Consider the following 13,886-nt stretch of genomic DNA (forward strand, 5'->3'; position numbering starts at 1 on the left):
TATGTCTTATCAATATGTTAACGTCGAAATCATCCAAAAGGTTGCGGTGATTGAGTTCAACTATAGCCGCAAGCTTAACGCCTTAAGCAAGGTGTTTATCGACGACCTGATGCAGGCGTTGAGCGACCTCAACAGGCCGGAAATTCGCTGCGTCATTTTACGCGCGCCTGGCGGATCAAAAGTTTTCTCCGCCGGCCATGACATCCACGAATTACCCGGCGGACGCCGCGATCCGCTTTCGTATGACGATCCGCTGCGCCAGATTACCCGCATGATCCAAAAATATCCGAAACCGGTGATCTCCATGGTCGAAGGGAGCGTCTGGGGCGGCGCGTTTGAGATGATCATGAGCTCCGATCTGATCATCGCCGCCAGTACGTCAACGTTCTCCATGACGCCGGTGAATCTCGGCGTGCCCTACAACCTGGTCGGCATTCACAATCTGACCCGTGACGCTGGCTTTCATATCGTGAAAGAGCTGATTTTCACCGCCCTGCCGATTACCGCCCAGCGCGCGCTGGCGGTCGGTATTCTCAATCACGTGGTGGACGCTGGCGAACTGGAAGATTTTACCTTACAGATGGCGCACCACATTGCCGAGAAAGCGCCGCTGGCGATAGCGGTCATTAAGGAAGAACTGCGCGTGCTTGGCGAGGCGCACACCATGAATTCCGATGAGTTCGAACGTATTCAGGGAATGCGCCGCGCCGTCTACGACAGTGAGGATTATCGGGAAGGCATGAGCGCGTTTATGGAAAGGCGTAAACCTGAATTCGTCGGCCATTAATCATCCCGGTTAAGGAGTGCAAAATGAAACGGATGAGCGCCGATGAAGCGGCGGAGATTATCCAGCACGACCAGATGGTGGCGTTCAGCGGCTTCACTCCCGCCGGTTCGCCCAAAGCGCTGCCCGCGGCTATCGCTCGCCGCGCCGGTGAGTTACATCGGGCGCAGAAGCCTTTCCAGATCCGCCTGCTGACCGGCGCGTCAATTAGCGCCGCCGCCGATGATGCATTATCGGCAGCCGATGCCGTCTCGTGGCGCGCGCCGTATCAGACCGCGTCGGGCCTGCGGCAAAAAATCAATCAGGGGAAGGTGAAGTTTGTCGATCTGCACCTGAGCGAAGTGGCGCAAATGGTTAACTACGGCTTCTTTGGTGAGATTGATGTCGCGGTGATCGAAGCCTCGGCTATCGCGCCGGACGGGCGGGTCTGGCTCACCAGCGGTATCGGCAACGCGCCCACCTGGCTGCTACGGGCGAAGAAAGTGATCATCGAACTCAATCATTATCACAGCCCTCGGGTTGCCGAGCTGGCCGATATCGTGCTCCCCGGCGCCCCGCCGCGGCGCAACAGCATCGCCATCTTTCATGCGATGGATCGCGTGGGTAGTCGGTACGTGCAAATCGATCCGAAAAAAATTGTCGCGGTCGTGGAGACCGAACTGCCCGACGCCGGAAACCTGCTCGATAAAAATAATCCGGTTTGTCAGAAAATTGCCGATAACGTGGTCACCTTTCTGCTGGAAGAGATGGCTCGCGGGCGCATCCCGCCTGAATTTTTGCCGCTGCAAAGCGGCGTGGGTAATATCAATAACGCGGTCATGGCGCGGCTGGGTGAGAATCCAGATATTCCCTCTTTTATGATGTACTCCGAGGTCTTACAGGAGTCGGTAGTCCATCTACTGGAAACAGGGAAAGTCACCGGCGTCAGCGCCTCCAGCCTGACAATATCCGCCGATTCGTTGCGCAAGATTTACGCCAATATGGATTTCTTCGCCAGCCGCATTGTCCTGCGCCCGCAGGAGATCTCCAATCATCCGGAAATTATCCGCCGTCTGGGGGTTATCGCCCTCAACGTGGGGCTGGAGTTTGATATCTACGGACACGCCAATTCCACGCACGTAGCCGGGGTGAATCTGATGAACGGCATCGGCGGTAGCGGCGATTTTGAACGCAACGCCTGGCTCTCTATCTTTATGGCGCCGTCCATCGCCAAAGACGGGAAGATCTCCACTATCGTGCCGATGTGCAGCCATGTCGATCACAGCGAGCACAGCGTGAAGGCGATCGTTACCGAGCAGGGTATCGCCGATCTGCGCGGGCTGTCGCCGCTGCAGCGCGCCCGCGCTATCATTGATAACTGCGCGCATCCGCTCTACCGGGACTATTTACATCGCTATCTGCAGAGCGCTCCCGGCGGGCATATTCACCACGACCTCACCCACGCCTTCGACCTGCATCGTAATCTGCTTGAGCACGGTTCAATGCTCGGTTAGCCCTCCGTACCGTCGCGATCTTCAGTTATGTGCTGAAGCATCGTGGCGGTATAGCGATGGTTTTTCAGCGAATAGAGATACTCCTGCATATACATGGCGCTACCGGGCGCGTCGAAGTACTTCAGCTTCGCCGGATTTACCAGACGCCAGGCGAAGTAAGGAATAACCGTTAAAAACTGCCCCCGCTCTACGGCGCTAATTTTCGCCATAAAGCTATAGGGGCGATAGATAACCGTCGGGTTGATTCCGCAGGGGCGCATATAGGCGTCCAGCATCGCCTCAAAATTGGCCCGATTCTGGAAACGCATCTGCAGCCAGGGCAGTTCACGTAACAGATCCTGCGGCGGCTTATCTTCATAACGGCGAGAAACAAGAAACCCCAGACGCAGCGGCGCCAGTTCGCTGATGGTCAGATTTTCCAGCTCCTGCACGCGGGGCGAAACATGCTGCGGCGAAATAATAAAATCCAGCTGACGGTCGAAAAGATTATCAATCACGCCATTCTCGCTGAACTCCACGGCCTGGGTGGTCACGCCATCGTATTTATCGCCCAGGCTGATGAGCTGGTCGAAAATTATCGTCGGATAGGTGTTGTCGATGCCGATAACAACGTTGCGCGAGCGGCGCGCGGAATAGTGTATTTCGTTATCGATGGCCGATAGGCGCTGGTAAATAGGAAACAGCTTCTGATAGAGCTCCTGCCCCGCTTTATTGAGACTGATGCTGTTATCTTTGCGGGTAAATAACGTATAGCCGATCTGATCCTCAAGCGCAGCAATGCTTTTGCCAAAGGGCGATGCGGTCATATGGATTTTTTCCGCCGCTCTGGCGATGTTATTGGTCTGCGCCAACAGAATGAAATTGCGCATCTTTTTAGAAATAAAGATATCCATGCTCACCTCACAGGAAAACAGGGATCTATCCTTACCTCATTCAGGGAAAAGACTTGTGCTGCGCTCTCATTTTTACAGATAGTCACAGAAAAAGCCCGGCGCGAAGGCCGGGCGGGAGGATTACTGCGCTGCTTTTGGCTCTTCAGCCGGTTTCGCTGGCGACGCAGGCTGGGTCGGCTGCAGTTCAAACACCACGTCCACCTGGTCATCAAACTGAATGGTCGCCTGCTCGTAGCTTTCCTGAGCAGATACCGGCGCCGCATCGGCTTTCATCATCCGCACCATCGGGCTCGGCTGGTAGTTGGAGACATGATAGCGAACGCTATAAACCGGCCCCAGTTTGCCGTGGAATCCGCTAGCCAGCTCCTGAGCCTGATGAATCGCATCGTCAATCGCCGCTTTTCGCGCCTTATCTTTGTAAGCGTCCGGCTGCGCCACGCCCAGTGAGACCGAACGGATCTCGTTCAGACCGGCTTTTAATGCCCCATCTAACAACCCGTTGAGCTTATCCAGCTGGCGCAGCGTGACTTCAACGCTACGCACCGCGCGATAGCCCTTAAGAATGCTTTTGCCGTTCTGATAATCATAATCAGGCTGGGTACGCAGGTTGGCAGAGTTAATGTCTTTCTTCGCAATGCCGCTCTTCTCCAGGAAGGAGAGATACTGAGCCACGCGTTCATCTGCCTGTTTTTTAGCGGATGCCGCATCTTTCGCGGAGACGTTAACTTCAATCGCCAGCGTGGCGATATCAGGAACCGCAGCGACGCTGGCGGTACCTGAAGTAACAATATGTGGGCCGTTTGGCAATTCATTGGCCTGAACTGCCATTGCGCTAAATCCGAGTGCCGCCGCCAGGGCCATGACTTTTAACTTCACTGTCGTTTCTCCATCTTACATTGGTCGTCTATACGCAGACGCATGCCTGCAAGCTTAGCGCTTACGCGGAGAAAGTCCATCGGACAAGGCTTAGTTAAGCAGCGCCTGCACATGAGCGAAGCCGTCTTTCGCCAGCTCCAGCGCGATGATCCACATGACCAGACCGACCAGCACGTTGATAATTCGCTGCGCTTTTGCCGTGCGCAGGCGCGGGGCCAGCCAGGCGGCCAGCAGGGCCAGACCAAAGAACCATAAGAATGAGGCGCTGATGGTGCCCAGGGCAAACCAGCGCTTTGGCTCCATCTCCAGCTGTCCGCCGAGGCTTCCGAGCACCACAAACGTATCCAGATAAACGTGAGGATTCAGCCAGGTCACCGCCAGCATGGTGACGATGATTTTCCAGCGCCCCTGCTTCATCACCTCCGCGCTGGCCAGCTCCAGATTGCTGCTAAAGGCCGTTTTCAGCGCGCCAAAACCGTACCACAATAAAAAAGCGACGCCGCCCCAGGTCACCAGCGCCAGCAGCCACGGGGACTGCATCAGCAGCGCGCTGCCGCCAAAAATTCCGGCGCAGATAAGCAGCAGATCGCTGATGGCGCATAGCAAAGCAATCATCAGATGGTACTGACGACGAATACCCTGATTCATCACAAAAGCGTTTTGCGGACCGAGCGGCAAAATCATAGCCGCTCCCAGGGCAAGGCCCTGAAAGTAATACGATAACATCGAGAGGAATTTCCACTGAAAGAGTCAATGCCGGGGAATATAGCGTGCAGAAATCATTAGAGGAAATTGAAAATTTTAATCGCTAATAAGGACGACTAATACTGGGTACAAAAAAGGCCGGATATACCGGCCTGTATTAAAAGGGAAATTATTCTGCTTTTTCCTGCGGACGAATGACATGAACATCCATCTGCGGATACGGGAAGCTGATGCCGTTGGCGTCAAAATCGCGCTTAATACGCTCCAGGACGTCCCAGTACACGCTTTGCAGATCGCTGCTCTTACTCCATACGCGCACCACGTAGTTCACAGATGAAGCGCCCAGTTCATTCAGGCGAACGGTCATTTCACGATCTTTGAGAATACGTTCATCCGATTCGATGATGTTGGTGAGCAGCTGCTTCACTTGGTCGATGTCCGCATCGTAGGCCACGCCGATAATAAACTCGTTGCGACGTACCGGCTCGCGAGAGAAGTTGATGATATTCCCGGCAATGATTTTACCGTTCGGTACCACCACAATTTTGCCATCTGCGCTGCGCAGGGTCGTGGAGAAAATCTGCACGTTCAGCACGGTACCCGCGATACCGCCAAGGTCAACGTATTCACCAGCGCGGAATGGGCGGAAAACGACCAGCAGGACCCCAGCGGCAAGGTTAGACAGCGACCCCTGCAGCGCCAGACCGACGGCTAAGCCCGCGGCGCCAAGTACCGCGATAACCGAAGCGGTTTGCACACCCACGCGGCCGAGGGCGGCGATCAGCGTGAAAGCAATGACGGCGTAGCGTACCAGCGCAGAAAGAAAATCGGCAACGGTGGCATCAATATGTCGAGCCCGCATCAGGCGATTGACGGTGTTGGAAACAATCCGCGCCACGATCAGACCAACAATAATAATCGCGATGGCCGCGACAATGTTGACGGCATAGCTCAGCAGTAATGCCTGATTGCGCACCAGCCATGAACCGGCGTTATTTATGCTATCGACAACGTTCAAATCTTCCATTCAACTTTCCTTATGGATACCCGGACGGGAAATAAAATAACCAAACCTGATAATTGCAAACAGGTTAAGGGTAAACAAAAAGAGTCCGTTTTGCCAAATTGATCACATTTATTTAGCAACATTTCATGTCGTTGAGATAATAAAAAAGCCCGCATTTCTGCGGGCTTCCGGGTAAGAAACGAAACTTTCTTACAGAACGTCGATCGCGTTCAGCTCTTTAAATGCCTGCTCCAGACGAGTCACCATGGACGTCTGTGCAGCGCGCAGCCATACGCGCGGATCGTAGTATTTCTTGTTCGGCTGGTCTTCGCCTTTCGGGTTGCCCAGCTGACCCTGCAGGTAAGCTTCGTTAGCTTTGTAGTACTGCAGGATACCGTCCCAGGTTGCCCATTGGGTATCGGTATCGATGTTCATTTTGATCACGCCGTAGCTTACGGAGTCTTTGATTTCCTGAGCGGAAGAACCGGAACCGCCGTGGAAGACGAAGTTCAGGCTGTTGTGCGGCAGGTTATGTTTCTTAGAAACGTATTCCTGAGAGTCGCGCAGGATAGTCGGGGTCAGCACCACGTTGCCCGGCTTGTAAACGCCGTGTACGTTACCGAAGGAAGCGGCGATGGTGAAACGCGGGCTGATTTTGCTCAGCTCAGTGTAGGCGTAATCAACGTCTTCCGGCTGGGTATACAGAGCGGAAGCGTCCATGTGGCTGTTGTCCACGCCGTCTTCTTCGCCGCCGGTGCAGCCCAGTTCGATTTCCAGAGTCATGTCCATTTTGGCCATACGCGCCAGGTACTTAGAACAGATCTCGATGTTTTCGTGCAGGGACTCTTCAGACAGGTCAATCATGTGAGAAGAGAACAGCGGTTTACCGGTCGCGGCGAAGTGTTTTTCACCCGCGTCCAGCAGACCGTCGATCCACGGCAGCAGTTTCTTAGCGCAGTGGTCAGTGTGCAGGATAACCGGAACACCGTAGTGTTCAGCCATCTGATGAACGTGATGCGCGCCAGAGATAGCGCCCAGGATGGCTGCGCCCTGAGGAACGTCAGTTTTCACGCCTTTGCCCGCGATGAACGCTGCGCCGCCGTTAGAGAACTGAACGATAACCGGAGAACGAACTTTTGCAGCTGCTTCCAGAACGGCGTTGATGGAATCTGTACCCACGCAGTTTACCGCTGGCAGAGCAAAGTTGTTTTCTTTAGCTACCTGGAACACTTTCTGAACGTCGTCGCCAGTGATGACGCCCGGTTTTACGAAATCAAAAATTTTAGACATGTTACGTAGTCCTGTATCTGTATCTTCGACCGTTGAAGAAGGTTCGCGAGCTTTTACGCGCGCTGAAAAACAGGCGGGTCTCCCCGCCTGAACTGAATTACTGCTTAGCGCGCTCTTCGAGCATGGCTACTGCCGGCAGAACTTTACCTTCCACGAATTCGAGGAATGCGCCGCCGCCGGTGGAGATGTAGGAGATTTTGTCAGCAATGCCGAACAGGTCGATTGCTGCCAGGGTGTCGCCGCCGCCTGCGATGGAGAACGCTTCGCTATCTGCGATGGCGTTAGCCACGATTTCAGTCCCTTTGCGGAAGTTCGGGAATTCGAACACGCCGACCGGGCCATTCCACAGGATGGTTTTGGCGTTTTTCAGGATTTCAGCCAGTTTCTCTGCGGAAGCATCGCCCAGGTCCAGAATCTGCTCGTCATCTTTAATGTCGTTAACAGATTTCAGGGTAGCGGTTGCGGTTTCAGAGAACTCGGTCGCTACGCGAACGTCAGTCGGAACCGGGATATCGCAGGTCGTCAGGAGGCGTTTAGCTTCGTCAACCAGATCGGCTTCGTACAGGGATTTACCCACGTTGTGGCCCTGAGCGGCAACGAAGGTGTTGGCGATGCCGCCGCCGACGATCAGCTGGTCAGCGATTTTAGACAGGGAGTCCAGAACGGTCAGTTTAGTGGAAACTTTAGAACCACCGACGATAGCTACCATCGGACGAGCCGGTTCTTTCAGTGCTTTACCCAGGGCGTCCAGCTCAGCGGCCAGCAGCGGACCTGCACAAGCGACGTCAGCGAATTTGCCGATACCGTGAGTAGAAGCCTGCGCGCGGTGAGCAGTACCGAACGCATCCATAACGAAGACATCGCACAGCGCAGCGTATTTTTTCGACAGCGCTTCGTCATCTTTTTTCTCGCCTTTGTTAAAGCGAACGTTTTCCAGAACCACCAGCTCGCCGGCAGCGACTTCAACGCCGTCCAGGTAATCTTTAACCAGACGTACCGGGTTAGACAGTTTGTCTTTCAGATAGTTAACAACCGGCAGCAGAGAGAATTCTTCGTTGTACTCGCCTTCGGTAGGACGACCCAGGTGGGAAGTGACCATCACTTTCGCACCCTGTTTCAGGGCCAGTTCGATGGTCGGCAGAGAAGCACGGATACGCGCATCGCTGGTTACTTTCCCTTCTTTAACCGGTACGTTCAGATCCGCACGGATAAAAACGCGTTTACCAGCCAGATCCAGATCGGTCATCTTAATTACAGACATGGTGAATCCTCTCGTTGATTCTTGATAAAGTTTTGCAGGCGCCTGAGCGCCTTACCTGAAACCTTGTGCGGCCATCGCTAACGTGGTGTCGAGCATCCGGTTAGCAAAGCCCCATTCGTTATCGCACCAGACCAGCGTTTTGATCAAATGCGCGCCACTTACCCGCGTTTGCGTGCCATCGACGATGGCGCTATGCGGATCGTGGTTGAAATCTATCGAGACTAACGGCAATTCCGTATAGTCAACTATACCATGAAATGCACCCTGTGCTGCTTTTTGCAGCAACTGATTGACTTCACTCGCTTTTACCGGTTTTTTCACCGTGACGCTAAGGTCGATCGCCGTCACATTAATCGTCGGTACACGGACCGCGATAGCTTCAAAGCGATCGTTAAACTGAGGGAAAATACGCGTGATCCCCGCAGCAAGCTTAGTATCAACCGGGATGATCGACTGACTGGCCGCTCGCGTCCGGCGCAAATCCGGATGGTAAGCATCGATAACCTGCTGATCGTGCATCGCGGAGTGAATCGTGGTTACCGTTCCTGACTCTATGCCGTAGGCATCATCTAACAGCTTAATGACCGGAATAATGCAGTTGGTGGTGCAGGAGGCGTTGGAGACGATACGGTGCTCAGCGCGCAGCTCATCATGGTTGACGCCAAACACGATCGTCGCGTCGAGATCGTTGCCGCCAGGATGTGAAAAGAGCACTTTCTTCGCGCCGGCCCGCAGATGGGCTTCGCCATGCTCGCGGCTGCCATAAGCGCCGGTGCAGTCAAGCACCACATCAACCGCCAGTTCCCGCCAGGGCAACGCCTCAAGGGAAGATTCATGCAGCAGACGGATGGCATCATCGCCGACAAACAGCTGCTCTCTCTCCTGGCGCACATCCCAGGCAAAGCGTCCATGGCTGGTGTCATATTTCAATAAATGCGCGATGCCGGCAGCATCCGCCAGTTCATTGATTGCCACCACGGTGATTTCCGCACGACGTCCGGATTCATACAAAGCACGAACCACGTTACGCCCGATGCGACCGAAGCCATTAATCGCAATGCGTATGGTCATAGGTCTCCTGCAAGGCTATCCATGATATGAGGTGGCTGACAGAGTAATGCAGCAACGCTCTAAGGGAAACCTTACCTGTCGCAAACTGCGACTGATTGATTAATTGTCGAACATTTAGACGACTGAAACGCTTCAGCTAGAATAAGCCAAACGAGGAATAAAAGGAATGATTGTCCAGCTGGAGAAACCATTTATCTGACTTACATCACACTTTTACCCCTTCTGGGGCGGCATTTATTCCATATTCCAGAATTACGAATAAGCGTAGCAAGATCTTTTCGTTGTCGTGCCGCAATTACTGATTTATATCAGAAACCATACTGAACAGCGGCGATATTATTGCCGCTACGTCCGAGTCTCGGAGTCCCTCGAAAAAGATGACCATTCCCCACTTGCAGCCCTCTGCGGCACGTTACTATGCGCTTCGCTTACTTCCGGGCGAGGAGGTTTTTTCACGCCTGCGCGCCTTCCTGCAACTGCACCATATTCAGGCAGCCTGGATCGCCGGCTGTACCGGTAGCTTAAGCAATGCGGCACTACGTTTTGCTGGCCAGGATGAGACCACCTTACTGAACGGAACCTACGAGGTTATCTCGCTGAATGGCACGCTGGAATTGAAAGGAGAACATCTTCATTTAGCGATATCCGATCCGCAAGGCGCGATGCTCGGCGGCCATATGATGCCCGGCTGTACCGTCCGCACCACCCTTGAGCTGGTGATAGGCGAACTGACCTCCCTGGCATTTAGCCGTCAGCCTTGCGCGCTTTCCGGCTATGACGAACTGGTCATCTCATCCCGATAACTTTTCCCTTAAAGAGGTTTCTATGGCTCGTCGCCAATTTACCAGCCAGTCCCTGGTGCTGATTGCGATCGCCGTCGCCATCAACATGATCGGCGGACAGCTCATCAGTATGTTAAAACTTCCCATTTTTCTCGATTCAATCGGCACCTTAATCAGCGCGGTTCTACTCGGACCGGTCATTGGCATGTTGACCGGTTTACTGACCAATCTTCTGTGGGGTCTGCTGACCGATCCGATTGCCGCCGCCTTTGCGCCAGTGGCTATGGTGATTGGCCTGGTTGCCGGATGGCTGGCGAGAGCGGGATGGTTCCGCACTTTACCTAAGGTGATCATTAGCGGGGTTGTCATTACCCTCGCCGTGACCGCGGTTGCCGTGCCGCTGCGGACGGCGCTGTTTGGCGGCGTGACGGGAAGCGGTGCGGATCTGTTCGTCGCCTGGATGCATTCGGTAGGTCAGAATCTGCTGGAGTCGGTGGCGATTACCGTCTTAGGCGCCAATCTGGTGGATAAAATTCTTACCGCGATTATCGTCTGGACCCTGTTGCGCCAGCTGCCGCTGCGTACGTTGCGCCATTTTCCTGCTATGTCCGCCGTACGCTAAATGCACCCTTTTACCTCCTTAACGCTCTGGGCGCTGGCGGCAGTGACCACGCTGCTGCTACCGACGGATACGGTGCTGCCGGTGTATAGCGCCGCGGCTTTTCTCAGTTTAGTGCTGCTAAAAGCAACGCGACGGCGGGCAAAATATGTCGCCTGGCTACTACTCTCGCTGGGCATTGGCCTGTGGCTGGTCCACGGCGGCTGGTTTACCCAGTGGCTGAGCGGCCAGCCCCGCGACCCGCAGCGCTGGGCGAACGCCATCACGCTGTGGCTGAGAATTCTGGCGATTGTTTCCACGTCACAGCTCTGGATGGAGTACGTACCGGTACAGCGCTTTATTCGCGCCCTGTTTGCCTCACGCCTGCCGCCGGGCGTCGCTTATCTGTTCGCTGGCCCGCTGCTGGTTGTCGAACAGCTAAAGCGCCAGTTGACGATTATCCACGAAGCCCAACGCGCCCGCGGCGTACCGCTGGACGAGAATGGATATCAGCGGCTGCGCGCAATGCCTGCGCTCATTATCCCTCTGACCCATAACGCGCTTAACGATCTGGCGATACGCGGGGCGGCTCTGGATATGCGGGCATTTCGTTTACATCGTCGGCGCACTACGCTTTGGGCGCCGAAAGACAGCACCTTACAACGTCTGGCGCGTTGCGGCATGCTGCTGGCGATGGTCGCTGAAGCGGGAGCCTGGCTATGGTTACGTTAGAACAGTTCCGTTATCACCCGACCCGGGCAACGGGTCCTTCATCATGCTTTGATTTCCATTATTCGCAGCCCGGCATGGTGGCGATTTTTGGCGATAACGGCAGCGGGAAAAGCACTCTGGCGCAGATTATGGCGGGCTGGTATCCGGATTTTCTGCCCGGCGATATCGAAGGTCATGGTACTCTGCTTGGCATCCCTATTGGACAGCAATCACTGGTCGAACGGGCGCAGACCATCCAGCTGGTCCAGCAATCCCCCTATCTCCAGCTTTCCGGTTGTACCTTCAGCGTTGAAGAAGAGGTCGCTTTTGGCCCTGAAAATCTTTGCCTTCACGAAGACGAGATTATGCGTCGTGTTGACGCGGCGCTCTCGCTGATGGAGTGCCAGGAGTTACGTCACCGCCATCCGTCCACGCTCTCCGGTGGAGAAACCCAGCGCGTGGCGATCGCCTGCGCGCTGGCTATGCAGCCAATGCTACTGATCCTTGATGAAGCCTTTAGCCGCCTGACGGCGCAAGCTACCACCATGCTTCTGCCACGTCTGCGGGACTGGGCGCTGGCGCAGCATTCACTGATCATCCTTTTTGAACGCACCCCTTCGCCTTTTCTTGCCTGGTGTCAGCAGGGATGGCGACTACATGATGGAGCGCTTTCCCCGCTATGTTGACGTTGAATCAGGTAACCTGGCGCTGGCCCGGCGCGGCGGATGATTGTTTGCAAAACATCTCCCTGACGCTCGGCCAGGGCGAATGGCTGGCGCTTACCGGCGATAACGGCGCGGGAAAATCCACCCTGCTGCGGGTAATGGCCGGGCTGCTGTCGGCAACGTCCGGTAGCGTCAATCTGTTGAATAAGCCGATGGCGCAGTATAAAAATCGTCAGCGCGCCAAAATTATCGGCGTCCTGTTTCAGGAGGCCGAAAACCAGCTCTTCCACAGCAAAGTCTCTGAAGAGGTCGCCTATGGGCTGCGGTTACAGAAATTACCGGCAGTGGAAGTTGCGCAACGCACCGCGGCGGCGCTGCGTTTATGCAGTCTGGAGAGCGTAGCTGATGCGCATCCGCTGGATTTGCATACCGCCCAGCGCCGTATGGTCGCCGTTGCCTGTCTGGAAGCCATGGCGCCAGAGATTCTGCTGCTCGACGAACCCAGCCGCGATTTTGATCGGCACTGGCTGGCAATATTTGAAGCGTGGCTGACAGTTTGCCGCAAAAGAGGAACCAGCGTAGTGGCTATCAGCCATGACGCGGCTTTTACACAGCGGCACTTTTCCCGCCAGGTGCGCCTGGAAAAAGGCAGACTGCTGCGAGTGGTTTAAAAAAAACGGGCCGCCTGAGCGACCCGTTTTATCAGGCTGTGAGAATAATCACAGCAGCGCTTCCGCTCTGGCAACCGCGTTTTCCACGGTGATACCAGATGCTTTTCCCGCTGGCGGTGCCGCGCACCGGTCCGGACTACCCGACCGCGCTGGCCCCGTAGCCCGGGCAAGGCGCGGCTTTACCGCGCCGCCCCCGGGAAGGGGGAAAGGACTACAGCAGCGCTTTCGCTTTCGCGACAACGTTGTCCACGGTGAAGCCAAACTCTTCAAACAGCTGCTCCGCCGGCGCTGACTCACCGAAGGTGGTCATGCCAACGATCGCGCCGTTCAGGCCCACGTATTTGAACCAGTAGTCGGCGATACCCGCTTCGATGGCCACGCGCGCAGAGACCGCTTTCGGCAGCACCGCTTCACGGTAAGCCGCATCCTGCTTGTCGAACGCATCGGTGGACGGCATGGAAACCACGCGCGCCTTCACGCCTTCGGCAGTCAGTTTTTCGTAAGCGGCAACCGCCAGCTCCACTTCAGAGCCGGTGGCGATGAAGATCAGCTCCGGCTGGCCCGCGCAATCTTTCAGCACGTAGCCGCCGCGGGCGACGTTCGCCAGCTGCTCTTCGGTGCGCTCCTGCTGCGCCAGGTTCTGACGCGACAGAATCAGCGCGGTCGGGCCGTCCTGACGCTCTACGCCGTATTTCCACGCGATGGCGGATTCCACCTGGTCGCACGGACGCCATGTGGACATGTTCGGGGTGACGCGCAGGGAAGCCACCTGCTCAACCGGCTGGTGCGTCGGGCCGTCTTCGCCCAGACCGATGGAGTCGTGGGTGTAGACCATCACCTGACGCTGCTTCATCAGCGCCGCCATACGTACCGCGTTACGCGCGTACTCGACGAACATCAGGAAGGTGGAGGTGTACGGCAGGAAACCGCCGTGCAGGGCGATACCGTTGGCAATCGCGGTCATACCGAATTCACGCACGCCGTAGTGGATATAGTTACCGGCAGCGTCTTCGTTGATAGCCTTAGAGCCGGACCACAGGGTCAGGTTACTTGGCGCCAGGTCAGCGGAGCCGCCGAGGA

At 55.5% G+C, this 13,886-nt stretch carries 15 protein-coding genes; 7 read left to right on the plus strand and 8 right to left on the minus strand.

The window, feature by feature from the left end:
• Position 1: 1 nt before the first annotated feature.
• Both scpB and ABLV11_RS27455 read left to right on the plus strand, forming a co-directional pair.
• Positions 2-787 (plus strand): methylmalonyl-CoA decarboxylase, encoded by a 786-nt coding sequence (scpB, locus tag ABLV11_RS27450; protein WP_123829952.1) that lies wholly within the window; start codon positions 2-4, stop codon positions 785-787.
• A 23-nt stretch (positions 788-810) separates the two neighbouring features.
• A complete protein-coding gene (locus ABLV11_RS27455; protein ID WP_004105615.1) occupies positions 811-2,277 on the plus strand; it encodes an acetyl-CoA hydrolase/transferase family protein in 1,467 nt (488 codons plus the stop codon).
• Here the strand turns inward: ABLV11_RS27455 and ABLV11_RS27460 are convergent.
• From ABLV11_RS27460 to epd, 7 genes are all read right to left on the minus strand, one after another.
• Positions 2,274-3,170, minus strand: coding sequence for a LysR family transcriptional regulator (locus ABLV11_RS27460; RefSeq protein ID WP_004105617.1), 897 nt, complete (start codon positions 3,168-3,170; stop codon positions 2,274-2,276). The genes ABLV11_RS27455 and ABLV11_RS27460 overlap by 4 nt on opposite strands.
• Positions 3,171-3,290: 120 nt before the next feature.
• Complete coding sequence (locus tag ABLV11_RS27465) at positions 3,291-4,046, minus strand: oxidative stress defense protein (RefSeq protein ID WP_004105619.1); 756 nt, start codon at positions 4,044-4,046, stop codon at positions 3,291-3,293.
• A 90-nt stretch (positions 4,047-4,136) separates the two neighbouring features.
• Positions 4,137-4,772 carry an arginine exporter ArgO gene (argO, locus tag ABLV11_RS27470; RefSeq protein ID WP_016809856.1) on the minus strand — a complete coding sequence of 212 codons (636 nt, stop codon included), beginning with the start codon at positions 4,770-4,772 and terminating at the stop codon, positions 4,137-4,139.
• A gap of 148 nt (positions 4,773-4,920) precedes the next feature.
• Positions 4,921-5,778, minus strand: coding sequence for a small-conductance mechanosensitive channel MscS (locus ABLV11_RS27475; RefSeq protein ID WP_004115311.1), 858 nt, complete (start codon positions 5,776-5,778; stop codon positions 4,921-4,923).
• A 189-nt stretch (positions 5,779-5,967) separates the two neighbouring features.
• Positions 5,968-7,047, minus strand: a complete 1,080-nt coding sequence (fbaA, locus tag ABLV11_RS27480) for a class II fructose-bisphosphate aldolase (RefSeq protein WP_004105626.1) — start codon at positions 7,045-7,047, stop codon at positions 5,968-5,970.
• Positions 7,048-7,144: 97 nt separating this feature from the next.
• The gene (gene pgk, locus ABLV11_RS27485; RefSeq protein WP_004105627.1) at positions 7,145-8,308 is read right to left on the minus strand and encodes a phosphoglycerate kinase; all 1,164 of its coding nucleotides are present in this window, start codon (positions 8,306-8,308) and stop codon (positions 7,145-7,147) included.
• Between the two features lie 51 nt (positions 8,309-8,359).
• On the minus strand, positions 8,360-9,379 hold the full coding sequence (gene epd / locus ABLV11_RS27490) for an erythrose-4-phosphate dehydrogenase (protein ID WP_016809857.1): 1,020 nt from the start codon (positions 9,377-9,379) through the stop codon (positions 8,360-8,362).
• 377 nt (positions 9,380-9,756) lie between these two features.
• Here epd and ABLV11_RS27495 point away from each other — a divergent pair, with 377 nt between their 5' ends.
• Genes ABLV11_RS27495 through ABLV11_RS27515 form a run of 5 tightly spaced genes read left to right on the plus strand, consistent with a single transcriptional unit; the run spans position 9,757 to position 12,806 of the window.
• Positions 9,757-10,182, plus strand: coding sequence for a PPC domain-containing DNA-binding protein (locus ABLV11_RS27495; RefSeq protein WP_004105632.1), 426 nt, complete (start codon positions 9,757-9,759; stop codon positions 10,180-10,182).
• 22 nt (positions 10,183-10,204) lie between these two features.
• Complete coding sequence (locus ABLV11_RS27500; RefSeq protein ID WP_023321620.1) at positions 10,205-10,783, plus strand: ECF transporter S component; 579 nt, start codon at positions 10,205-10,207, stop codon at positions 10,781-10,783.
• Positions 10,784-11,491 (plus strand): CbiQ family ECF transporter T component, encoded by a 708-nt coding sequence (locus ABLV11_RS27505; protein WP_017145442.1) that lies wholly within the window; start codon positions 10,784-10,786, stop codon positions 11,489-11,491.
• On the plus strand, positions 11,479-12,156 hold the full coding sequence (locus ABLV11_RS27510; protein ID WP_126489550.1) for an energy-coupling factor ABC transporter ATP-binding protein: 678 nt from the start codon (positions 11,479-11,481) through the stop codon (positions 12,154-12,156). The genes ABLV11_RS27505 and ABLV11_RS27510 overlap by 13 nt, the downstream gene beginning before the upstream one ends.
• Entirely contained in the window at positions 12,150-12,806 is a 657-nt protein-coding gene (locus ABLV11_RS27515; protein ID WP_047720690.1) for an ATP-binding cassette domain-containing protein, read from the plus strand. Before ABLV11_RS27510 ends, ABLV11_RS27515 begins: the two co-directional genes overlap by 7 nt.
• Positions 12,807-13,017: 211 nt before the next feature.
• Here the strand turns inward: ABLV11_RS27515 and ABLV11_RS27520 are convergent.
• The coding region (locus ABLV11_RS27520; protein WP_348856105.1) for a transketolase C-terminal domain-containing protein at positions 13,018-13,886 on the minus strand (869 nt) is incomplete at its 5' end.

It is taken from the genome of Klebsiella sp. GW_Kp181, from assembly GCF_040062315.1.
In the GTDB taxonomy this organism is placed as follows: domain Bacteria; phylum Pseudomonadota; class Gammaproteobacteria; order Enterobacterales; family Enterobacteriaceae; genus Klebsiella; species Klebsiella oxytoca.